This window comes from Testudinibacter sp. P27/CKL/0425 (assembly GCF_052931395.1).
On the sequence record NZ_CM128801.1, the window covers coordinates 838033 to 859810 of the forward strand.

Sequence of the window (21778 nt, forward strand, 5' to 3'; positions counted from 1 at the left end):
TCGCAAAGTGCGGTTTTTTTTATCTTAATTTGCGGCAAAAAGTAGCATTTTTCAGTTGATGTAGTAGTTTAACGGCGTTTGCGAAACTTAAAGGAAGGCAGAATGATTGAGCTGCAGAATGTGAGTAAGTCCTATCAAGAGAAATACGCGGTGCGGGATGTCAGCCTGACCATCGGCTGCGGCGAATTTTTTGTGCTGGTCGGCGAAAGCGGCAGCGGCAAAACCACGTTGCTTAAAATGCTGAACGGCTTGATTGTCAATGATCAAGGCGAAATTCGGATTATGGGTAAAAACAGCCGCAGTTATGATCAGCGCCAGCTGCGGTTAACAATGGGCTATGTGTTGCAGCAAATCGCACTATTCCCGAATATGACGGTGGCGGAAAATATCGCATTGATTCCCGAATTGAAAGGCTGGGATAAAAAACGGATCCGCAACCGCACTTTGGCACTGTTGCAGCAAGTACAATTATCGCCGGACTATCTACAGCGCAAGCCTTCCGAGCTGTCCGGCGGCGAACAGCAGCGGATCGGCATTTTGCGCGCGATTATAGCTGAGCCGCAAATCATCTTAATGGACGAACCGTTCAGCGCGTTGGATCCGCTTTCCCGCGTGGAATTACAAAATTTAATCAAACTGATCCACAAAGAATTGTAAACCACCATAGTGTTTGTAACCCACAATGTTGATGAAGCGCTGAAACTGGGCGATCGGATTGCAGTGATGCAAGGCGGCGTGTTGCAGCAGGTGGCGGAGCCAGAGGTGATTTTAAACCGTCCGGCGAATCACTATGTGCGGCGTTTTTTCCGCTCGGCAGAGTTGACGGAGGTGTAACGCATGAACGGCTTGTTGGAAACGTTGCTCGAAAGACAACACGAATGGCTACAAGCGATTTGGGTGCATTTGCAGCTGTCGCTGCTGTCGGTATTGCTGGCGGTGATGATCGCCGTGCCGTTGGCGATAGTGGTTGAAAAGCACAAACGCGCTGCGGATTGGGCATTGCAGCTCAGCGGCATTTTGCAAACCATTCCGTCATTGGCGTTGCTCGGCTTGCTGATTCCGCTGGTCGGCATCGGCAAAGTGCCGACGGTTATCGCCTTGGTGGCGTATGCGATTTTCCCGATTTTTAACAGCACCTACACCGGCTTACGCGAAATCGATCCGTCGCTGGAAGAAGCGGCGGAAGCGTTTGGCATGACTCGATTGGAAAAGCTGAAAAAATACCGTTTGGCGCTGGCACTGCCGATGATGATAACCGGGATCCGCACCTCGACGGTGATGGTGATCGGCACTGCGACTTTGGCGGCATTAATCGGCGCCGGCGGATTGGGCAGTTTTATCCTGCTGGGAATTGACCGCAACAACAGCAACTTAATTTTAATCGGTGCGTTGTCATCTGCACTGCTGGCGGTGTTGGCACATTATGCGATTGCCTATTTAGGGCGTTTGAAATTGCGGCTGATCGGAATCGTATTTTTCAGCGCACTGATTGCGGTATCCGTTAGTTTAGGCATCGGCGGCAACTCACAGGGCAGAACAGACAACCGTTTGGTGATTGCCGGAAAATTGGGCGTAGAGCCGGAAATCTTAATCAATATGTATCAGCAGCTGATCGAAGCCAATTCGGATATTCGGGTCAGCATTAAACCGAATTTCGGCAAAACCACCTTTTTGTATAACGCCTTGAAACGAGGTGATATTGATCTTTATCCTGAATTTACCGGCACAGTGGTCAGCACTTTGCTGCAAGGGCATCAATTCCAATCGCACGATCCAGCCGAAGTTTACCGTTTTGCCCGTGATCAGATTTTACAAGCGGACAACTTGGTTTACCTGCCGCCAATGGAATTTCAGAATACTTATGCGCTGGTGGTCAGAACCGATTATGCACAGCAGCACGGCCTAAAAACCATTTCGGATTTGCGCAAAGTGGAAGGCGATGCGATCGCCGGTTTCACCCTCGAATTTGCCGATCGTGAGGACGGCAATAAAGGTTTGCAAGCGCTTTACGGGCTGGATCTACAGGTTAAGACCATGGAACCGGCATTGCGTTATCTGGCATTAAAAAATAACGAAACCCAAATCGCCGATGCCTATTCCACCGACAGCTTTTCCCGGCTTACCAGGGCGCGCCGTTACTGCGTGCCGAGACGCTGGCGAAATATCCTGAGCTGACTGCGATTTTGAATCAACTGGCGGGCATTATCAACGAAGAGGAAATGTCGGCGATGAATTATCTGGTGAAAGTGAAAAATCAACCGGCCGTTGAGTGGCACAGAGTTATTTGCGCATGAAAGGGCTGCTTAAGCATTAATTAACACAATTATTCACAAATTAAAACCGCACTTTAATCGTAAAAATTGATTAAAGTGCGGTTTTTTATTGAAGCGGACATTTTTTACATCTATCAATTGAAAACAGGTTTCATTTGAATTATTATGATTTTGATAACTATTGTTATTTGTGTTACTGCTTTTTTATTTTTTATCTCTTTATAACCTAAGGATTTCTCGATGAAAAAACAAACCACTTTTCGCTGGGCAATCTTGCCGTTGGCGATCCTCAGCAGCTTTTCGTACGCCGAAACACTAGATGAAATCACAGTGAATGCTGATCGCGAAGGGGCGAAAACCAAAACCTTTGTACCATCAAGGACGCTTTATTATTGATCCGTCGCTCTTGAAAAGCGTTTCGGTGCAAAAAGGAGCGGGTTCTGCCAGTGCCGGGATTGGTGCAACCAACGGAGCGATTATCGCGAAAACCGTTGACGCCTCGGATTTGTTAAAAGGTAGTGATCGTGATTACGGTTTCAAGCTCAACAGCGGCTATTCCAGCAATGACGGATACTCTTACGGCGGCGCGCTATTCGGTAAAGCCGGTAATTTTGATGCGTTGTTCTCGTTCAACCGTACTGATGAAGACAACTATAAACCGGGGAAAGGCTACCGCAATATTGACGGTGGCAAAACCGTACCGTATAGCGGTTTGGATAAACGTAATTATTTAATTAAACTCGGTGCGACCTTTGGCGATCATCGTTTTGTCTTAAGCCACTTACAAGATCAGCACCGTGGCGAACGCTTAGTGCGTGAGGAGTTTACCGTTACCGGCGGCAGATTAACGTTAGCTCGCCAGTCTCCGGCTTATCGTGAAACCACCCAACAAAATACCAACCTGGAATGGACAGCGAAAAACTTAGGCTTTATCAGTGAATTAACTGCGAATGCCTATGTAATGGAAAATAAACGTTATTCTGCAGATGACAGCGGTTGTGGCTATTGCGGCATGATTGCCGGTCCAACCACCACCAAAATCGAAACCCGCGGTGCGAACGTTAATTTTGACTCTCATTTGGGCGAAAATGTTCTGATTAAATATGGTTTGAATTATCGTTACCAAGAGATTAAACCACACACTAACCGAGTAGCTATCCGCAATCCGGAGAAAACCGATACTGGGGCGTATGTTGAAGTGATTGGTGGCGTTGGCGACTTTACGCTGACCGGTGGTTTGCGTTATGACCACTTTAATATTACCGCTAACGACGGCGTAAAAGCGTCTGACGGTAATTTTAATCCAAGTGTCGGGTTAATTTGGCAAGCTACACCGGAGTTAAGCTTCAGTGCGAACCACAACTATGCTTCTCGTAGCCCGCGCCTTTATGATGCCTTAATGGTTGGAATCAGACGAGTATCCGTCTCGGAAAATATTAAAGCTGAACAAGCGCGTAATACCGAAATCGGTTTTAATTATGACAATGGCAACTTCTCACTTGACGGCAGCTACTTCTGGCAAAAAGTGAATAAGTTGATTGTAAATCCGCAAAATCGCCACAATACCGATTGGTCAGAAGCGGTTAACGGTGGTTATTCTAAAAATCATGGTTATGAATTGAACGCCGCTTATCGCTATCACGGATTTACCGCACGCATCGGGGTTGCCGATAGCAAACCGAGATTCTACTTAAATGATACCAAAAGTGATTCAACTCTAATTCCGGAATTTGCAGTGCAAACTGGTCGTACTTGGACGGCTTCTTTGGCTTACCGCTTTAATAATCCGGATTTAGAACTAGGCTGGCGCAATCGTACCGTTGAAGATGAAGAGGGCTATGCTTTGGTCGGCACGGACATTTCCATTAAACGCGACAGTTACACAGTACATGATTTTTATGTTAACTGGAAACCGTTTAGCAATGATGATCTGAATGTGAATGTTTCACTGAACAACGCGTTTAATAAATTCTATTACCCGCACAGCCAGCGTGGTGAGACTTTAGCCGGTGTCGGTCGCGATTTCAGAGTGGGCATTAATTATAAATTCTAATTTACCGCAGTAGCGAAATACGCTACAATAATGCAATTAATTCTCAATTACAAAAAATACAAAGTGTGAACCGCACTTTGTATTTTTTATCTGGATTTTACTGCAGCAAGGAATTTATCGATGGATCAGCTGTTTGAGTTTTTAGAAGAGTACACCGACTACATCATTTTAGGCACGTTGGCGCTGATGAGTTTTATCATGCTTTGGATGGTGATTGAGCGGGTGATTTTTTTCCGTCAAGTCAATGTCGAAAACTACACGACGATCCACGATTTGGAAATTGATTTAACTCGTAACCTCACCACCATTTCAACTGTCGGTTCAAACGCGCCGTATGTCGGCTTGCTGGGAACAGTGATCGGGATTTTGTTAACATTCTACGCCATGGGCAAATCCGGTGGCGATATTGATGCGGCAGCGATTATGGTGAACTTATCACTGGCGCTGAAAGCCACGGCGGTCGGGATCTTGGTCGCGATTCCGTCGATGGTGTTTTATAACGGTTTAAACCGCAAAATCGACGTCAACAAAATGAAATGGTTTGCGTTTACGGCGAAACAGAAACAACAGGCATAATGCAGGGGAAGTGCGGTGAAAAAATTTGATGAAATTAACATTATCCCGTTTTTAGACATTATGCTGGTGTTGTTGGCGATTGTGTTAGTGACCGCTTCGTTTATTTCACAGGGCAAAATTCAGGTCAACGTGCCGAAGGCGAGCAGCAGCGTAATCATGAAAGCTGACGATCTCGCCAAGTTATTGACCGTGACTGAAAGCGGCGAATTGTATTACAACGACAAGCCGATTGACAAAGAGGCGTTGGCGACGGAAATTTCCGGCTGGGATAAAAGCCAAAAAGTGACCTTGAAAGTGGACGCCGCAACAGCATTTCAGCAATTTGTTGATATTACAGATATTTTTTCCAGATATGAAATTAAAAACGTGGCGATTGTAACCCTCAAGCCACAAGGTGAGTAGCGATGAAAAAACGTCATTCACTCATTGGTTTTCTACTGTCATCGATCGTGCATGGCGGTTTGGCAGTGATGATCATCTTTGCCGTCAGCCGTTCGATGGCGGAAGAAAGCCTCAACGGGCAGCAGGTTGCGGAAGTGGATACCAGCATTTCGATGGAAATGATGATGGCAATGGTGCAAGCGGAGCCGGAGCCGGAACCCGAGCCGATTAAAGAGCCGGAGCCTGAACCGAAAGAGGAAATTCCGGATCCGACCGTAGAGCCTGAGCCGAAAAAAATTGAGAAGCCAAAAGAGCCGGAAAAACCAAAAGAGAAGCCGAAACCAAAACCAAAGCCGAAAGAAAAAACGGTGAAAAAAGAGCGTAAGCCGCCGCGTGACGCAGTGAAAGGCGATCGCGACGTGGATTCGCCACAACAGGTTAATTCCGCCGCAGGCGGACCACAGGCGAATGTGAATAATCCGAATATTGTCGGCAGCGGCGGCAAAGTGATTGATGCCTACCGTTCACAATTGCGACGCGAAATTGAACGCAACAAGCGCTATCCGCAACGCGCCAAAATGATGCGCAAACAAGGCGTGGTGACGGTTTCATTCACTTTAAATGCCGACGGCAGCATCCAAAGTCCGATAATAGCCAAATCTTCCGGCAGTGAGGATTTAGACAAAGCGGCGATTCAAGCGGTGCAAAACGCCCGCAGTATCGGCCCCCGCCCGGCGGGAATGTCGGCGACGGTCAGTGTGCCGATTAAATTCAGCATTAGCTAGTGAAAATAAAAAACGGTGGAATTGTCGATTTCCACCGTTTTTTTATGAAGTATTGTGTTGCGGAACACAAAGTGCGGTCTGCACCGATACGCGTTACATCCAAGCGTTATTGCGGATAATCCCGACCGCAATCCCTTCAATGTCTAATTGCTCGCTTTTCAGATCCACCACAATCGGTTTAAATTCCTCATTTTCGGCGTGCAGATAGACCGTCGAGCCTTTTTTCTCCAAGCGTTTAACCGTCACTTCATCTTCAATTCGGGCGACTACCACTTGTCCGTTGCGCACATCTTGGGTGCGGTGTACCGCCAGCATATCGCCGTCCAGAATCCCGATATCCTTCATCGACATTCCATAGACTTTCAGCAGAAAATGCGCCTGCGGTTTAAACATCGAAGCATCGACTTTATAACTGCCTTCAATATGTTGCTGCGCCAAAATCGGCGCGCCGGCGGCGACCCGACCGATTAACGGCAAACCGTCCTCGTCGTTTTCCGCCTGGAGCGCACTTTCCTCATCATTCAACAGCAAACGAATGCCGCGCGAAGTGCCGGAAAGAATTTCGATCACGCCTTTGCGCGCAAGGGCTTTTAAGTGTTCTTCCGCCGCATTCGGCGAGCGGAACCCCAACTCTTTGGCAATTTCGGCGCGAGTCGGCGGCATTCCGGTGGATTCCAAATGGGAACGGACAAAGTCATACACTTTCTGTTGACGCGGGGTAAGCGCTTTGGTTGGCTTCATAGCCGGCCTCCTGTTTTTTTATACAGCTTTCCTGTTATTATATACAGTATCCCTGCGGATGCAATGACTTCTTGAAATTGTTACGCGCCGATTTAACGCGGCGGCGTGTGCGAGCGTAGGCGATCAGCAGAATTTATGCTAAAATTCGAAGCCGCGCCCGAGGCAGCCGCCGTTGAGCGGCTTGCTGCGGCGGTTGGTTTTGACTCACAGGATAATGATAATTTTAAATCGGATTAACCATGTCAACTTTCTTGAATATTTACCGTAAAGTATTGAACTTTATGTTGTCGCTTTTGGTTAAAAGCAATCCTATTCCGAACGATCCGGTCGGCGAGTTGGGATTTGATAAGCAACAATGTTTTCTGTATTTGCTCCCTTACACTTCGCAAACCGACTTGTTGATTTTGCGTAAAAACTGCCTGCAATTAGGCTTGCCCGATCCGCTGTTGCAGAACAAAATTAACGGCGATACCTTGCCGAGTTTTGTGTTTTTGGATAAGGGGCGGCGTTTTTTTAAATCGCGTCAATTGACCGAAAACACCCGCACGCTGTTTTCCAAATATTTTGAACTGCACTGTAGCCACCCGGAATTGGATGTGCAGCTGGTGCCGGTTTCAGTGTTGTGGGGGCGCTCTCCGGGGCATGAGAACAAGCTACCGCACTTGCGCTTTTTAGGGCGCCTGCAAAAACTGTGGGCGATGTTGTGGTTTGGGCGCGATAACTTTGTGCGTTTTTCTAAAGCGGTGTCACTGCGTGACATGGCAAGTTTGCAGGGCAGCGATGATGAAATTGCGCTGAAACTGACGCGGGTCGGCAAAATTCACTTCGCCAAACAACGCACTTCGGCAACCGGTCCACGCTTGCCGGATCGGCAGGCGATGTTCCGCGAGATTTTGCACTCAAGTGCGGTACAAGATGCAATTGCCGACGAAGCAAAAAGTAAGAAAATCGATTTAGACAAAGCCACTAAAAATGCCGAAGCGATTCTGGACGAAATCGCCGCCAACGTCAGCCACGAGAGCCTGCGACTGGCGGATCGCTTTTTACGCTGGTTGTGGAATAAACTGTATCGCGGAATTGACGTGCGCAACGGCGATCGGGTGCGCAAACTGGCGATCGAGGGGCATGAAATTGTGTATATCCCATGCCACCGCAGCCATATCGACTACTTATTGCTGTCGTATATTTTGTATCATCAAGGGCTGGTTCCGCCGCATATCGCTGCCGGAATCAATCTGAATTTCTGGCCGGTCGGCAGCTGGTTCCGCCGCTGGGGCGCGTTCTTTATTCGCCGTACTTTTAGCAGCAACCGTTTGTATTCGACGGTATTCCGTCAGTATCTGTCCGAGCTGTTCCGTCGCGGCTACGCGGTTGAGTTTTTTATCGAAGGTGGGCGTTCGCGCACCGGGCGGTTATTGGCGCCGAAAACCGGAATGTTATCCATGACGCTGCAAGCGCTGTTGGAAGGGCACACCCGCCCGATCAGCCTGGTGCCGGTGTATATCGGCTATGAACACGTTTTGGAAGTGGACACTTATGCCAAAGAGCTGCGTGGCGCGGCGAAAGAGAAAGAGAATGCCGGTCTGGTGCTGCGGGTGATCAAAAAGCTGCGCAACATGGGCAAAGGCTATGTTAATTTTGGTGAGCCGATCACCTTGAACACCTACCTGAACCAGCATTATCCAAGCTGGAAGGATACTGAAGGTGATGAAACCAAAGTTTGGTTGAACGAAGCGGTGGACAAACTGGCGGTGCAGGTGATGCGCAATATCAACAAAGCCGCGGCGATTAATGCCATGAACCTGATTGGCACGGTGCTGTTGTCCTCGCGTCAGCGTGCGTTGGCGCGCGAGCAGTTATTGGCGCAATTGGGCAGTTATCAGCAATTGCTGAATAATGTGGCGTACAGCCGTGATGTGATTGTGCCGCAGGAAACGCCGGAAGAGATGTTGGAACACGTTCTGGGGCTGGATAAGGTCGGGATTATTCAAGAGAAGGATAACTTCGGCGAAATTATTCGCTTGGAACGCTCTTCTGCGGTGCTGATGACTTACTACCGCAACAATATTCAACATCTGTTTGTGTTGCCGTCGCTGGTTGCTTCGATTGTGTTGCACCACGAAGCCATTCAGCAGAGCCTGTTGTTAGATGCGGTGCAGAAAATTTATCCGTTCCTGAAATCCGAGCTGTTTTTGGATATTGATGAACGCGAGCTGACGCCGTGGGTGAAGCAAATTTTAAACGAGCTGCAACGCCAAGAGTTGATTAACCAGCATGACAACATGGTCGGCATCAACAAGCGCAATATCCGTTCACTGCAGCTGCTGTCGTCGGGGATTCGTGAAATTGTACAGCGTTATTATATCACCCTGAACTTTCTGCAAACCGATCCGAACATTTCGCGCGGCAGCTTGGAAAAAGAGAGCCAGTCGGTAGCACAACGCTTGTCGGTGCTGCACGGCATCAATGCGCCGGAATTTTTTGATAAAGCGGTGTTTTCCACTTTTATCGCCAGCTTAAGGGAAAACGGCTATTTCACCGAGCAGGGCGAAGCCGACAGCGCCAAAGTCGAAGCCTTGGCGGCGATTTTGAAAACGCTGTTGTCAACCGAAGTCTCGATGACTATTTCCAGCTCGGTGGAAAGTGCGGTTGAAAAAGACAAAGAGAAAGCCGAGTAGTACGAAAAGCGGCAGCCTTCAAAAACACACAAGCCCGACGCATGATGCGTCGGGCTTTGTTTTAGCCATTCAAAGCAAAGCCATTCAAACTAAAGTGCGGTTATTGCGTGTCCACCAACACCACTTCGGCATCGGAAAGTGCGGTTACGCGAATCACGCTTTCGCCGTGAATTGCCGCGCCGTCGCCGCAGTCAATCCGCACGCCGTTGATTTCCACTTCGCCTTGTGCCGGCACTAAATAGCCGTAGCGTTCGGCGTCGGCGAAATGATATTCGACCTGTCTGCCGGCTTTAATCGTAGCGCCGAGCACGCGCGCATCGGTGCGAATCGGCAACGCGTCATCGCCTTCAATGCCGCTGGCAAGCACCACAAAGTTATCGGCACGATCGCCTTTCGGGAACGGTTGGGTTCCCCATGACGGTGCCTGGCGTGCGCTTGCCATGGTCGGCATAATCCAGATTTGGAAAATTTTTGTCGCTTCGTTTTCGTGGTTGTATTCGGAATGGTAAATTCCCGAACCGGCAGACATCACCTGCACGTCGCCAGCCTCAGTTTTGCCGTTGTTGCCCAAGCTGTCACGGTGTGAAATCGCGCCTTGGCGCACATAGGTGATGATCTCCATCTCTTTGTGCGGGTGGGTGTCAAAGCCGGTTTGCGCCGCAATGGTGTCGTCATTCCAAACACGCAGGTTGCCCCAGTGCATTCGGTTGCGATCCAGATAGTTGGCGAAAGAAAAATGGTGTTTCGCATCCAGCCAGCCGTGGTTGGCGGCGCCGAGCGTGTGGTAAGGGCGGCGTTCAATCATAAGTTACTCCTAGTTTGTTCGTTGAGTGTCCGCAGTATAGTCAAAAAAGATTGTTGATACTATGGAATATATTTAATAACATCTATTCCAAAATTGGTTTAATGGAGAGTGGGATGACTAAACTTCCGGATTTTGAGGCTTGGGCGATTTTTGCCAAGGTGCTGGAGCATGGCTCGTTTTCTGCCGCCGCTGCGGCACTGCAATTGTCGCAAGCGACGGTTTCAAAAGCGATTTCACGTTTGGAAAACCGCATGAATACCACCCTGTTTCAGCGTACTTCGCGTAAATTAACGTTGACCACCAGTGGATTGGCGGTACAGGATTATGCCAAGTCGTTGTTAGCACAGGGCGTGACACTGGAATCGCAATTGCGTGCAGAGGTGAATCAATTTCAAGGCAAAGTGCGGTTTGCACTGCCGATGTCGTTTGGCTTATTGCAAGTCGCACCATTATTACCAGAATTTAGCGCGCGCTATCCTGAAATTGAACTGGATCTGCAGTTCGCCGATGAGCAGCAGGATTTGATTGACGCCCATTTTGATTTTGCACTGCGGATTGCTAAGCTGGACGATTCTTCTTATCGTGCCAAACGGCTTTGCAGTGTCGCGCGTTTGCTGGTGGGGGCGCCAGGTTATTTGGCGACGCACGGCGAATTACGGCATCCGCACGATTTAGCCTCACACAGCACTTTTATCTACAATAACGCCAAAAATGCGGTAAGCTGGCGCTTTACGCATCGCAGTCAAGGAAAGTTCACCCAGCAAGTGTTGCCGACGCTACAAGCCAATAATGCCGAAGCCTTTCTACCGGCGCTGATTGCCGGGCAGGGACTGGCGATTATGCCGGCATTTATGGTCAATCACGCCTTACAAGCCGGGCAGTTACAAATACTGTTACCGGATTGGCAGATTGAGCCGATTTCGCTGTATCTGCTGGCGCCGCCGAATCCGTTGCGCCCGAAGCGGGTGCAGGTGTTAATGGATTTTTTGAGTGATAAATTAGCCGATCATCAGTAACTAAGCTGACGTTTTAGTATTTTTGCCAGTCGCTATCCGCCAGTTTTTCCGCCAGAAAATCAATAAAGGTGCGAATCTTCGCGCTCAAATGCTCGCGGTTCATATAGGCGGCGTAGAGCTTCAGCACCTTTGATTCTTGTTGCTCGAATATCCGGACCAAGCGTCCGTCGGCGAGTTCGGCTTGAACCGCACAGCGCGGCAGGTTGCCGATGCCGTGTCCGGCGACCACCAACTCTTTTAACATCAAGGTGTTGTTGCTGTCAGCAATGCTGTTGACCGGGTATTCAAAGCTGGTGTAATTCGGGCTGACCGCCGGATAGTCCGCCAGCCGTTGGAAATCCAGCTCGGCGTATTGGCGCACAAAGTGCGGTGCGGCGACCCAGTCGAAATGGATCTCGCAGAGCGGTTTAACGATAATATTCGGATCGGGGCTGCGATCAACCCGCAGCGCCAGATCAAAGCCTTGGGCGATCAAATCCGAATGCTGATTGTCAAGGTATAACGACAGTTTCACATCGGGATATTGGCTGCGATATTGCTGCAACAGGTGGGCAAAGTGCGGTGTTGCCAACCAAATCGGCAGCGTGATTTTCAGCGTTCCCTGCGGATTGACCACGCCTTGTTGTGCGCTTTGTCGCGCAGCATTCAGAATATCCAATGCATGGCAACATTCGCGATAATAGTTCTGTCCGATTTCGGTTAAACTCAAATGACGACTGGAACGATTGAGCAATTTCGCCTGTAGCCGATCTTCCAAGTGGCGTAAGTGCTTACTTGCCATTGCCGGTGAAATATTCAGATGCGTGGCGGCTTTGCTGAAATTGCCCAGTTCGACTACTTGCCGAAAGACATTCATGCTGGTTAAGGTATCCATGGATTGATTTCCTGAGAAGAAACGAACACAATGACTCAAGCATATAGCGGTTTGTCATCGGATTCAATAAGGAACAACTATGAGCCGACTTTTAATTTTACACAGTGAAATGGCTGCCGAGCGTGGCACAGTGCGGCAGGTGATAGATGAATTTATACAACAGACATTGCAGCGCTGGAACAAGACCCAAATAAGCCAAGTGCGGTTACCGTGTGATAACTTTACAGCGAGCTTTGCTACGCTACGGCAGAGCGATTATTTGTTGCTGGCGTTAGGCGCGAATGATTTAGCAAGTCCGCTTTTTCAGCGTGATCTAACCGCACTTTGTGATCCAAACCTAGCTAAACCGAATATGACGCTGATTTTTTATCAGATTACGCCGGCTGAGCAAGCGATATTGATTGAGCGCATTAACCATGCGGGGTTTTCAGTTTGTCGCTATATTCAAGCGGATGACCTTACACTGGCGTATCGACAGCTAAACGATATCATGGCGTGCTGACTGATTTTTAGTTCACTGGATTGCCTGTCACTTGGGCAAGGTTTTGGACGTATTTTCCCTTATGTTACAATGTTAGTAAGACAAATAATGACAAGGAGAATGTAATTTATGCGTGAACAATTGTTCCAATGGCTGGTTGCACAAGGTTATTCACACCCTTATCTTATTGTGAATTTGGTGATGATCGGGCTGATTATTCTGACCACCTTGCTGCTGCATATCGGGATCCACCATGTTTTATTCCGGATCTTAAATAGTCGTTTTCAAGCGTCTAAGCTGCTGTTTTTGAATATTCTTGCCGAACAGAAGCTGTTTAATAATGTGGCGAAAATGCTGCAAGGGATCTTGTTGGCGGCACAGTTGCGGATTTGGCTGCCGGAAAGCGGCTGGCGCGAGGGGCTGATCACGCTGATCCAAATTTGGTATCTGATTTTTGCACTATTCAGCGTATTCGCCTTGCTCGACACGCTACAAGCCTATGTTTCGCGCCGTAATCTGGCACCGCACTTTCCAATGGGCGGGCTGGTACAAACGGTGAAATTGATCGCCTCGATCAGTATCGGGATTTTATTGGTTTCGCTGCTGTTAGGACAATCGCCGTTGATTCTGCTCAGCGGGTTAGGGGCGATGACTGCGGTGCTGATGTTGATTTTTAAAGATCCGATTCTCGGCTTTGTGGCGGGTATTCAGCTTTCCGCCAACCGAATGCTGAATATCGGTGACTGGCTGGAAATGCCGAAATACAGTGCCGACGGTAGCGTGATCTATATCGGGCTGACCACGGTGAAAGTGCGCAACTGGGACAACACGGTCACCACCTTGCCGACCTATGCGCTGATTTCCGACTCGTTTAAAAACTGGCGAGCAATGAGCGAATCCGGTGGGCGGCGGATTAAACGGGCGGTGTATATCGACAGCAACAGTGTTCATTTCTTAGATCAAAATGAAATTGCCCATCTGCACCAAAGTCGATTGCTCGGTGATTATCTGGATCAGCGTCAACAATCGATCCGTGAGTTTCATGAGCGGCATAACATTGACAATAACAGTAATCTGAACGGACGTCATTTAACCAATATCGGCACATTTCGCGCCTATTTGCAGCAATATCTGCAAAATAATCAACATATTCGCAAAGATATGACCTTAATGGTGCGCCAGTTGGACGCAGTGGATAAAGGGATTCCGATTGAAATTTATTGCTTCACCAATACGGTGGTTTGGTCGGAGTATGAGAATATCCAAGCCGATCTGTTTGATCATATTTTTGCGGTTGTCGGCGAATTTAATTTGCGGGTGTATCAAGCGCCAAGCGGCTATGATATGCAGGGCATCGGCGGGCTAGGCGCGAAAGCGGCGGAAGAGCGAAATCTGCCGGTGGCGAAAAAAGCCAAGTGAGTTATTAATCGCCAACTATCGGCGGAATTGTCAAAAAATACTTGACGGCAGGGCGATAAATCCCTATAGTTTGCGCCCTGTCAGCATTCAAATTCATCACGGTGAGATGTCCGAGAGGCTGAAGGAGCACGCCTGGAAAGTGTGTATGCGCGAAAGTGCATCGAGGGTTCGAATCCCTCTCTCACCGCCATTATTTCTCAATTCCCTTTTTAGTATTCTCGCCTTGCGGCGCAATCCATTTTTAGTCGATTTTCAGGTACAAAAAAACCGCACTTTGCAGCACGGTTCGTTTGAGTTATCGGCAATTTTGCATTATAGCCAGCCTTTACGTTTGAAATAAATATACGGTGCAAACGCAGCCAGCAGCATTAAGCCGAGCGCCATTGGGTAACCGAAAGTGAAGCCGAGTTCCGGCATCTCTTTAAAGTTCATGCCGTAGTTGGACGCCACCAATGTTGGCGGTAGGAAAATCACCGACACAACCGAGAAGATTTTGATGATTCGGTTCTGTTCGATATTGATAAAACCCATTGCCGCCTGCATTAAGAAGTTCACTTTTTGGAACAACGATTCATTGTGCGGCTGTAGGGATTCGATGTCGCGCAGCACTTCACGCGCCTGTTCCAACTGGCTTGCCGGTAAGCGGGTTTTGCGCACTAAAAAACTCAGCGCACGCTGGGTATCCATCAAACATAACCGCACTTTGGAACTGGCGTCTTCTTGTTCGGTCAGAGTGGAAAGCGCTTGGTCGAACGCTTCGCCTTGTTTTCCTTCTAAAATCACCCGACTCAATTTCTCCAAATCGGCGTAAATGTTTTCGATCACGTCCGCCAACTGTTCGATTTTGGTTTCAAACAGATCAAGCAGCAACTCATAGGCATTACAGGCTTCGAGTTTTTGAATCCTCGAACGCATTCGATACAGTCGAAAAGCCGGCAGTTCTCGATCACGCAGAGTGAATAGTCGTCCGTCACGCAAGGTAAACGCTACAGTAGAAATCGCAGCGTAGTCATCTTCGTCTTCGCAATAAAAGAAAGAGTGCAGGTGCAATCCGTCCTCGTCTTCGAAAAAACGCGCGGACGCTTCCAAATCTTCCAACTCTAAATAACTAGCGAGGCTTTGCCCCAAACCTTGTTGCAGAACTTCACGTTCTTCGCTGCTCGGATCGATCAGATCGATCCAAATGGCGGTGTCTAAATTTTGGCTGGTTTCGTCAATTCGAACCAAGCGGGCGTTGTCCAATGCAAAAGCACCAATCATATTTCATACTCCCCAATGGGTTTATGAACACGCAATGAACAAATTAAGATTCCGGTAAGTGAAAACAGGGAAAGTAACAAAAGTGAGTACTTATCCGCGATACGTTCGCCGACAAGTCAAAGAGAATGAGGGCGGGCATCAAGCGTAACAATTAAACCAGTATCGACTATGGCTGTCCAAAGTGAGTGTCCTCATATTATTAAATCGTGCGAATATTACGCTTTCGGGTTTTAAAGGTCAAGTTATATGTCACCTGACAATCGGATTCGTGAGGCTTTGCTTGCCGAGATTTTTTTATAACGAAAATAATAATTTGTGATCTGGCACAAGCTCTTTTGTGTTGTGTAGTGTTATTATTTAGTCAGATTCGAGAGTATTTTTGATACGAAACATTTAGTTATCTGATAAGTAATACAAGGAGGCAATTATGTATAAACACATTTTGGTAGCCGTCGATCTCTCCGAAGACAGTCCGGTTTTACTGAACAAAGCAGTGGATATTGCCAAGCGGCACCAGGCAAAATTGTCGCTGATCCATGTTGATGTCAACTTTTCCGATCTCTATACCGGACTGATTGATATTAATATGGCAACCATGCAAGATCGGATTTCGGTGGAAACACAAGAAGCACTGAATAAACTGGCGTTATCGGTTGACTATCCGGTCACCGAAAAATTGAGCGGCACCGGTGATTTGGAGCAAGTATTGAAAGAAGCTATCGGCAAATACGAAGCGGATTTGTTGGTGACCGGACATCACCAAGATTTCTGGAGCAAATTGATCTCCTCAACCCGCCAAGTGATGAATTCGATCACCATCGATATGCTGGTGGTGCCGTTGAAAGATGAAGACGAATAAGCGTTTTTAACTTTCGGCAGTTTGTCCTTTCGACCGCACTTTGCTTAAAAATAGCCAAAGTGCGGTTTTGTTCGTTTGAAATAACCGCAGAATTTGCCCGCAACCGCACTTAAACCCGCGAGAAAGCCATTCCCCACGCCTATTTTTTATGCGAAAATAGACCGTTTTTAAATAAGATAAACCATCACGTTGTGATCGCAAAGGATTAGAGATTAATGAAAACAACAGCAGATATCAGACGCGATTTTTTGCGTTTTTTTGAAACCAAAGGGCACCAAATCGTTGCCAGCAGTTCGCTGGTGCCGGAAAATGATCCGACCCTGCTTTTTACCAACGCGGGCATGAACCAATTTAAAGAAGTTTTTTTGGGGCAAGATCAGCGCAGCTACAAACGCGCCACCACCGCACAGCGCTGCGTGCGTGCCGGCGGCAAACATAACGATTTGGAAAATGTCGGTTACACCGCCCGTCATCACACGTTCTTTGAAATGCTGGGTAATTTCAGCTTTGGCGACTATTTCAAACCGGATGCGATTCAATTTGCATGGGAATTTTTGACCTCTCCTCAATGGCTGAACCTGCCGAAAGAAAAATTGTGGGTCACGGTGTATGAAACCGATCAGGAAGCCTACGAAATCTGGAACCAAACGGTCGGTGTGCCGGCGGAACGCATTGTGCGCATTGGTGATAATAAAGGTGCGCCGTATGCCTCGGATAACTTCTGGCAAATGGGCGATACCGGTCCGTGCGGTCCGTGTACCGAAATTTTCTACGATCACGGCGATCATATCTGGGGCGGCCCGCCGGGATCTGCCGAGGAAGACGGCGACCGTTATATTGAGATTTGGAACGTGGTATTCATGCAGTTTAACCGCCAAGCGGACGGCACAATGTTGCCGTTGCCGAAACCGTCGGTCGACACCGGCATGGGCTTAGAGCGGATCACTGCGGTGTTGCAACACGTTAACTCCAATTACGATATTGATATTTTCCGCCGCTTAGTCGGCAAAGCCGCCGACATCACCGGCACTGTCGATCTGAAAAATAAATCACTGAACGTGATTGCCGATCATATTCGTTCTTGTGCTTATTTGATTGCCGACGGCGTGATTCCGTCGAATGAAGGTCGGGGTTATGTATTGCGTCGGATTATCCGCCGCGCGGTGCGCCACGGGCATTTGCTCGGCGCGAAAGGGGCGTTTTTCTATCAATTAGTGCCGACTTTGATTGAGGTGATGGCGGAAGCGGGCAGCGAACTGAAAGACAATCAAGCGCTGATCGAAAAACTGCTGCGCCAAGAAGAAGAACAGTTTGCTCGTACGCTAGAGCGCGGCTTGGTGCTGTTGGACGAAGCACTGGCGCAAGTGGAAAATAAGGTATTATCCGGCGAAGTGGTGTTTAAACTTTACGATACCTACGGCTTCCCGTATGACCTGACCGCCGATATTTGTCGTGAGAAAGAGATTGTGATCGACCAAGACGGTTTTGATCGTGCAATGGAAGCTCAGCGTCAACAAGCGCAAGCGGCGAGCAACTTCGGCGTTGATTACGGCAACGTGATTGCGGTTGAAGGTGAAACCGATTTTGAAGGTTATACCACGGCTGAAAGTTTGGCAAAAGTGACCGCACTTTTCCATGACGGCAAACAGGTCGAGCGAATTACCGCCGGACAAAGTGCGGTGGTGGTGCTGGAAAATACGCCGTTTTATGGCGAATCGGGCGGACAAATTGGCGACAGCGGCCGCTTGGAAAGTCAAAGTGCGGTTTTTGAAGTCAAAGACACGCAAAAATACGGCAAAGTGTTCGGACATATCGGCGAATTGCTGCAAGGTGAATTGGTGGTCGGGCAGAGCCTAAACGCGGTGGTAGATAGCCAACGTCGTGCCAAAACGTCGCTTAACCACTCGGCAACTCACTTGCTGCACGCGGCGTTACGCCAAATTTTGGGTACGCACGTTAACCAAAAAGGCTCATTGGTTTCCGACAGCATTTTGCGTTTTGATTTCGCTCAACCGGAAGCGATCAGCAAGGCTCAACTGAACCAGATTGAAGATCTGGTCAACCGTGAAATTCGTGCCAACTACCCGATCGTCACAGAAGTGATGGATCTGGAAGCGGCAAAAGCCAAAGGCGCAATGGCACTGTTCGGTGAAAAATACAGCGAGCAAGTGCGGGTGTTGTCGATGGGTGAGTTCTCGACCGAATTGTGTGGCGGAATCCACGCCAATCGCACCGGCGACATCGGCTTATTCAAGATCATTTCTGAAGGCGCGATTGCCTCCGGTATTCGCCGAATCGAAGCACTGACCGGCGGCAATGCGATCAACTGGCTGCATCAACAACAAGCAGTGCTCCAACAAAGTGCGGAGTTGCTGAAAGGCGATACGGCAAGTCTGGTGGAGAAAATCCAACAGCTGCAAGAGCGCAATAAACGTGCTGAAAAAGAGCTGCAACAGCTGAAAGAAAAAGCGGCGCAGCAAGCCGGTAGCGATTTGGCGAAACAGACCAAGATGATTAACGGTGTGAATGTGCTGTTGCAACAACTTGACGGTATCGAAGCGAAATCACTGCGCACCATGGTCGATGATCTGAAAAATCAGCTGGGTTCGGCGGTGATTGCGTTTGCTTCAGTTGCGGACGGCAAAGTAAACCTGATTGTCGGCGTGACTGCGGATTTAACCTCGAAAGTCAAAGCCGGTGAGCTGGTGAATGTGATGGCACAGCAAGTCGGCGGTAAGGGCGGCGGACGTCCTGATTTGGCAATGGCAGGTGGCACGCAAGTTGAAAATGTCGTGGCTGCGCTGGCAAGCGCGCAAACCTGGTTAGAAAACCAGCTTTAATTTCATTTCAAATACAAGCAGGACAAATGTCCTGCTTTATTTTGTGGGCTACTGCACATTTTCCGGTTTTTTCGTTCACTTTTTTTTATTAAATAAAGTATTATCAATCTAGGTTATTTTTCAAAAATAAATATTTGATGGCAGCTGAGTGAAACCATTTGTGATGTAAGAGGTGCAATATGCTGATTCTAACAAGAAAGATCGGTGAGAGTTTATTAATCGGAGAGGATATTTCCATCTCTGTCCTCAGTGTGCGCGGCAATCAAGTCAAAATTGGAGTGAATGCTCCAAAAGATGTCTCGGTGCATCGGGAAGAAATTTATCAGCGGCTTAAAGACGCAGATGAGAAAAAAATTGATTAATCATAATGGAGTTAAGTAGATGACAAAACTAACCTGTTTTAAAGCCTATGATGTCCGTGGGCGTTTGGGTGATGAGCTGAATACCGATATTGTTTACCGTATCGGACGTGCATTCGGGCAATTTTTGCAACCGAAAAACGTGGTAGTCGGTGGCGATGTCCGCTTGAGCAGTAAAGAGCTGAAAAGTGCGTTGACCAACGGGCTGTTGGATTCCGGTGTCGATGTCATTGATTTAGGCTTAACCGGTACTGAAGAAGTTTATTTTGCCACTTCATTTTTGCAAGTGGACGGCGGGATTGAAGTGACTGCCAGTCACAACCCGATGAATTATAACGGCTTGAAATTCGTGCGCGCCGGTTCACGTCCGATCAGCTCGGATAGCGGATTGGGCGATATTCAGCGTTTGGCGGAAGAAAATAATTTCCCGGAAGTGGCGAAACGCGGTGAATACAAACAATTGTCGGTGCTAAAAGAGTATGTTGATCATTTGCTGACTTATATCAATTTGGATAACTTCAATAAACTGTTAAAACTAGTGATCAACTCCGGCAACGGCGCGGCGGGCCATGTGATTGACGAGCTGGAAGCGCGTTTCAAAGAGAAAGCGCCACTGGTCAGTTTTATCAAGGTGCACAACGAGCCTGACGGCAATTTCCCGCATGGTATTCCTAACCCAATTCTGCATGAAAACCGCCAAGATACGATTGATGCGGTGCTGGCGAATAAAGCCGATATGGGGATTGCGTTTGACGGTGATTTCGATCGCTGCTTCTTGTTTGATGAAAATGCGACTTTCATTGAAGGCTACTACATCGTCGGCTTGTTGGGGCAGGCATTCCTTGCCAAAAATCCGGGCGCGAAAATTATTTTGGATCCGCGCTTGATGTGGAACACCGTTGAACTGGTAGAGCAGATGGGCGGCGAGGCAGTTGTCTCCAAATCCGGACATTCATTTATTAAAGAAAAAATGCGCGCGGTCGATGCGATTTATGGCGGAGAAATGAGTGCGCACCACTATTTCCGTGATTTCTTCTATTGTGATAGCGGCATGATTCCGTGGTTGTTGGCGGCGGAATTGCTGTGTACCACCGGCAAAACTTTAGGGCAGTTGGTCGGCGATCGCTTGAATGCTTATCCTTCGCCGGGCGAAATCAACAGCAAACTGGAAGACGCGAAAACCGCGATTGCGCGAGTGCGTAAGTTTTATGAGAAAGATGCGATTGCGGTCGATGAAATGGACGGCATCAGCATTGAATATCCGAATTGGCGCTTCAATCTGCGCAGCTCAAACACCGAACCGGTGGTGCGGCTAAATCTGGAAACCCGCGGCGATAGAGCGCTGATGGAAGAGAAAACCGCAGAAATTTTAGCATTACTTCGCGCGTAATTTTCAGTAAAATAAACACCGTTGAGGGAATGCCGAAACGGTGTTTTTTATTTTATTCAGCGGCTAAATACAAAGATAAGGATATTGAATGAAAGCGATTATTCCTGTGGCGGGACTGGGCACGCGGATGCTGCCGGCGACCAAGGCCATTCCGAAAGAGATGCTGACGATTGTCGATAAGCCGTTAATCCAATATGTGGTCAGTGAGTGCGTTAATGCGGGGATTAAAGAGATCGTATTGGTGACCCACTCTTCTAAAAACTCGATTGAAAACCATTTTGATACCTCGTATGAGTTGGAATCCATGTTGGAAAAACGGGTGAAGCGCCAACTGCTAGAGGAAGTCCGTTCCATTATTCCGCCGGGCGTGACAATTATGCACGTTCGCCAAGGGCATGCTAAAGGCTTGGGGCACGCGGTGTTATGTGCCAAACCGTTGGTCGGCAACGAACCTTTTGTGGTGGTGCTGCCGGATGTGATTTTGGCGGAATTTAGCGCCGATCAGCAAACTGAAAATCTGGCGGCGATGCTACAACGCTTTAGTGAAACTCAGAACAGCCAAATTATGGTGGCGCCGGTGGCTAAAGAAGAGGTCAGCAACTACGGGATTGTTGATTGTAGCGGCAGCGATCTGCTTGCCGGGCAAAGTGCGGTGATTAAAAATATTATCGAAAAACCGTCGCAGCAGGATGCCCCGTCTAATCTGTCGGTGGTCGGGCGCTATGTGTTTTCGGCGTCGATCTGGAGCTTGCTGGCAAAAACGCCGATCGGGGTCGGTGATGAAATTCAGTTGACTGATGCGATTGATATGTTAATCGAGCAAGAGCCGGTTGAAGCGTTCCACATGAGCGGCAAAAGTTTCGACTGCGGTGACAAACAAGGCTATTTGCAAGCGATTGTTGAGTACGGCGTTCAGCATCCGAAGCTGGCTGATGAATTTAAGCGTTTCCTGAAACAGTTGGTAAAAACACTTTAACTCGGTGCTAAA

At 48.3% G+C, this 21778-nt stretch carries 20 protein-coding genes, 1 tRNA gene and 1 pseudogene; 18 read left to right on the top strand and 4 right to left on the bottom strand.

All coding sequences use genetic code 11. From position 1 onward, the window contains the following. The first annotated feature begins 102 nt into the window (after positions 1 to 102). The 8 genes and pseudogenes from ACUHGC_RS04140 (at position 103) to ACUHGC_RS04175 (ending at position 6068) form a co-directional block, all read left to right on the top strand. The gene (locus ACUHGC_RS04140) at positions 103 to 657 is read left to right on the top strand and encodes an ATP-binding cassette domain-containing protein (RefSeq protein ID WP_446834390.1); all 555 of its coding nucleotides are present in this window, start codon (positions 103 to 105) and stop codon (positions 655 to 657) included. Positions 658 to 666: 9 nt separating this feature from the next. After that, positions 667 to 834: a hypothetical protein gene (locus ACUHGC_RS04145; RefSeq protein WP_446834391.1), complete on the top strand. Its 168-nt coding sequence runs from the start codon at positions 667 to 669 to the stop codon at positions 832 to 834. Between the two features lie 105 nt (positions 835 to 939). Then, positions 940 to 2294 (top strand): annotated as a pseudogene (locus ACUHGC_RS04150) (ABC transporter permease/substrate-binding protein). A gap of 219 nt (positions 2295 to 2513) precedes the next feature. Beyond that, entirely contained in the window at positions 2514 to 2669 is a 156-nt protein-coding gene (locus tag ACUHGC_RS04155) for a hypothetical protein (protein WP_446834392.1), read from the top strand. Between the two features lie 25 nt (positions 2670 to 2694). After that, positions 2695 to 4326 carry a TonB-dependent receptor domain-containing protein gene (locus ACUHGC_RS04160; protein WP_446834393.1) on the top strand — a complete coding sequence of 544 codons (1632 nt, stop codon included), beginning with the start codon at positions 2695 to 2697 and terminating at the stop codon, positions 4324 to 4326. 120 nt (positions 4327 to 4446) lie between these two features. Continuing rightward, positions 4447 to 4902 carry a TonB-system energizer ExbB gene (exbB, locus tag ACUHGC_RS04165; RefSeq protein ID WP_446834394.1) on the top strand — a complete coding sequence of 152 codons (456 nt, stop codon included), beginning with the start codon at positions 4447 to 4449 and terminating at the stop codon, positions 4900 to 4902. Positions 4903 to 4917: 15 nt separating this feature from the next. After that, on the top strand, positions 4918 to 5304 hold the full coding sequence (gene exbD, locus ACUHGC_RS04170; protein ID WP_446834395.1) for a TonB system transport protein ExbD: 387 nt from the start codon (positions 4918 to 4920) through the stop codon (positions 5302 to 5304). Positions 5305 to 5306: 2 nt separating this feature from the next. After that, positions 5307 to 6068 (top strand): energy transducer TonB, encoded by a 762-nt coding sequence (locus ACUHGC_RS04175; RefSeq protein WP_446834396.1) that lies wholly within the window; start codon positions 5307 to 5309, stop codon positions 6066 to 6068. Positions 6069 to 6161: 93 nt separating this feature from the next. Here ACUHGC_RS04175 and lexA read toward each other — a convergent pair whose 3' ends face one another. Next, complete coding sequence (gene lexA, locus ACUHGC_RS04180) at positions 6162 to 6809, bottom strand: transcriptional repressor LexA (protein WP_446834397.1); 648 nt, start codon at positions 6807 to 6809, stop codon at positions 6162 to 6164. 239 nt (positions 6810 to 7048) lie between these two features. On the opposite strand from lexA, the gene plsB reads away from it, so the two are divergent. Next, complete coding sequence (gene plsB, locus ACUHGC_RS04185; protein WP_446834398.1) at positions 7049 to 9487, top strand: glycerol-3-phosphate 1-O-acyltransferase PlsB; 2439 nt, start codon at positions 7049 to 7051, stop codon at positions 9485 to 9487. Between the two features lie 100 nt (positions 9488 to 9587). On the opposite strand, the gene ACUHGC_RS04190 is transcribed toward plsB, so the two are convergent. Then, positions 9588 to 10292 (bottom strand): pirin family protein, encoded by a 705-nt coding sequence (locus ACUHGC_RS04190; protein WP_446834399.1) that lies wholly within the window; start codon positions 10290 to 10292, stop codon positions 9588 to 9590. Between the two features lie 113 nt (positions 10293 to 10405). Between ACUHGC_RS04190 and ACUHGC_RS04195 the strand changes: the two genes are divergently transcribed. Then, positions 10406 to 11308, top strand: a complete 903-nt coding sequence (locus ACUHGC_RS04195) for a LysR substrate-binding domain-containing protein (protein ID WP_446834400.1) — start codon at positions 10406 to 10408, stop codon at positions 11306 to 11308. Between the two features lie 13 nt (positions 11309 to 11321). Here the strand turns inward: ACUHGC_RS04195 and ACUHGC_RS04200 are convergent, their stop codons facing one another. Further along, positions 11322 to 12182: a LysR family transcriptional regulator gene (locus ACUHGC_RS04200; RefSeq protein ID WP_446834401.1), complete on the bottom strand. Its 861-nt coding sequence runs from the start codon at positions 12180 to 12182 to the stop codon at positions 11322 to 11324. Between the two features lie 79 nt (positions 12183 to 12261). On the opposite strand from ACUHGC_RS04200, the gene ACUHGC_RS04205 reads away from it, so the two are divergent. The 3 genes from ACUHGC_RS04205 to ACUHGC_RS04215 all read left to right on the top strand — a co-directional run bounded on the left by ACUHGC_RS04205 (position 12262) and on the right by ACUHGC_RS04215 (position 14272). After that, positions 12262 to 12684: a hypothetical protein gene (locus ACUHGC_RS04205; RefSeq protein ID WP_446834402.1), complete on the top strand. Its 423-nt coding sequence runs from the start codon at positions 12262 to 12264 to the stop codon at positions 12682 to 12684. Between the two features lie 108 nt (positions 12685 to 12792). Next, positions 12793 to 14082 carry a mechanosensitive ion channel family protein gene (locus ACUHGC_RS04210; protein WP_446834403.1) on the top strand — a complete coding sequence of 430 codons (1290 nt, stop codon included), beginning with the start codon at positions 12793 to 12795 and terminating at the stop codon, positions 14080 to 14082. 100 nt (positions 14083 to 14182) lie between these two features. Continuing rightward, positions 14183 to 14272: transfer RNA gene (locus ACUHGC_RS04215), tRNA-Ser, on the top strand. Between the two features lie 122 nt (positions 14273 to 14394). On the opposite strand, the gene corA is transcribed toward ACUHGC_RS04215, so the two are convergent. Then, a complete protein-coding gene (gene corA / locus ACUHGC_RS04220) occupies positions 14395 to 15342 on the bottom strand; it encodes a magnesium/cobalt transporter CorA (RefSeq protein WP_446834404.1) in 948 nt (315 codons plus the stop codon). 427 nt (positions 15343 to 15769) lie between these two features. On the opposite strand from corA, the gene uspA reads away from it, so the two are divergent. The 5 genes from uspA (at position 15770) to galU (ending at position 21766) form a co-directional block, all read left to right on the top strand. Further along, positions 15770 to 16201, top strand: coding sequence for a universal stress protein UspA (gene uspA / locus ACUHGC_RS04225; RefSeq protein ID WP_446834405.1), 432 nt, complete (start codon positions 15770 to 15772; stop codon positions 16199 to 16201). Positions 16202 to 16416: 215 nt separating this feature from the next. Then, the gene (alaS, locus tag ACUHGC_RS04230) at positions 16417 to 19041 is read left to right on the top strand and encodes an alanine--tRNA ligase (protein ID WP_446834406.1); all 2625 of its coding nucleotides are present in this window, start codon (positions 16417 to 16419) and stop codon (positions 19039 to 19041) included. Positions 19042 to 19220: 179 nt separating this feature from the next. Continuing rightward, positions 19221 to 19403, top strand: coding sequence for a carbon storage regulator CsrA (csrA, locus tag ACUHGC_RS04235; protein WP_446834407.1), 183 nt, complete (start codon positions 19221 to 19223; stop codon positions 19401 to 19403). Between the two features lie 19 nt (positions 19404 to 19422). Then, the gene (locus ACUHGC_RS04240; RefSeq protein WP_446834408.1) at positions 19423 to 20790 is read left to right on the top strand and encodes a phosphomannomutase CpsG; all 1368 of its coding nucleotides are present in this window, start codon (positions 19423 to 19425) and stop codon (positions 20788 to 20790) included. Positions 20791 to 20878: 88 nt separating this feature from the next. After that, complete coding sequence (gene galU / locus ACUHGC_RS04245; RefSeq protein ID WP_446834409.1) at positions 20879 to 21766, top strand: UTP--glucose-1-phosphate uridylyltransferase GalU; 888 nt, start codon at positions 20879 to 20881, stop codon at positions 21764 to 21766. Positions 21767 to 21778: the final 12 nt, after the last annotated feature.

Coding starts and splice junctions, on each gene's coding strand:
- ACUHGC_RS04200 (WP_446834401.1), bottom strand. CDS start 12,182: ATGGATACCTTAACCAGCATGAATGTCTTTCGGCAAGTAGTCGAACTG.
- ACUHGC_RS04155 (WP_446834392.1), top strand. CDS start 2,514: ATGAAAAAACAAACCACTTTTCGCTGGGCAATCTTGCCGTTGGCGATC.
- galU (WP_446834409.1), top strand. CDS start 20,879: ATGAAAGCGATTATTCCTGTGGCGGGACTGGGCACGCGGATGCTGCCG.
- alaS (WP_446834406.1), top strand. CDS start 16,417: ATGAAAACAACAGCAGATATCAGACGCGATTTTTTGCGTTTTTTTGAA.
- corA (WP_446834404.1), bottom strand. CDS start 15,342: ATGATTGGTGCTTTTGCATTGGACAACGCCCGCTTGGTTCGAATTGAC.
- uspA (WP_446834405.1), top strand. CDS start 15,770: ATGTATAAACACATTTTGGTAGCCGTCGATCTCTCCGAAGACAGTCCG.
- exbB (WP_446834394.1), top strand. CDS start 4,447: ATGGATCAGCTGTTTGAGTTTTTAGAAGAGTACACCGACTACATCATT.
- ACUHGC_RS04190 (WP_446834399.1), bottom strand. CDS start 10,292: ATGATTGAACGCCGCCCTTACCACACGCTCGGCGCCGCCAACCACGGC.
- plsB (WP_446834398.1), top strand. CDS start 7,049: ATGTCAACTTTCTTGAATATTTACCGTAAAGTATTGAACTTTATGTTG.
- ACUHGC_RS04240 (WP_446834408.1), top strand. CDS start 19,423: ATGACAAAACTAACCTGTTTTAAAGCCTATGATGTCCGTGGGCGTTTG.
- csrA (WP_446834407.1), top strand. CDS start 19,221: ATGCTGATTCTAACAAGAAAGATCGGTGAGAGTTTATTAATCGGAGAG.
- ACUHGC_RS04205 (WP_446834402.1), top strand. CDS start 12,262: ATGAGCCGACTTTTAATTTTACACAGTGAAATGGCTGCCGAGCGTGGC.
- ACUHGC_RS04195 (WP_446834400.1), top strand. CDS start 10,406: ATGACTAAACTTCCGGATTTTGAGGCTTGGGCGATTTTTGCCAAGGTG.
- ACUHGC_RS04175 (WP_446834396.1), top strand. CDS start 5,307: ATGAAAAAACGTCATTCACTCATTGGTTTTCTACTGTCATCGATCGTG.
- ACUHGC_RS04140 (WP_446834390.1), top strand. CDS start 103: ATGATTGAGCTGCAGAATGTGAGTAAGTCCTATCAAGAGAAATACGCG.
- lexA (WP_446834397.1), bottom strand. CDS start 6,809: ATGAAGCCAACCAAAGCGCTTACCCCGCGTCAACAGAAAGTGTATGAC.
- ACUHGC_RS04210 (WP_446834403.1), top strand. CDS start 12,793: ATGCGTGAACAATTGTTCCAATGGCTGGTTGCACAAGGTTATTCACAC.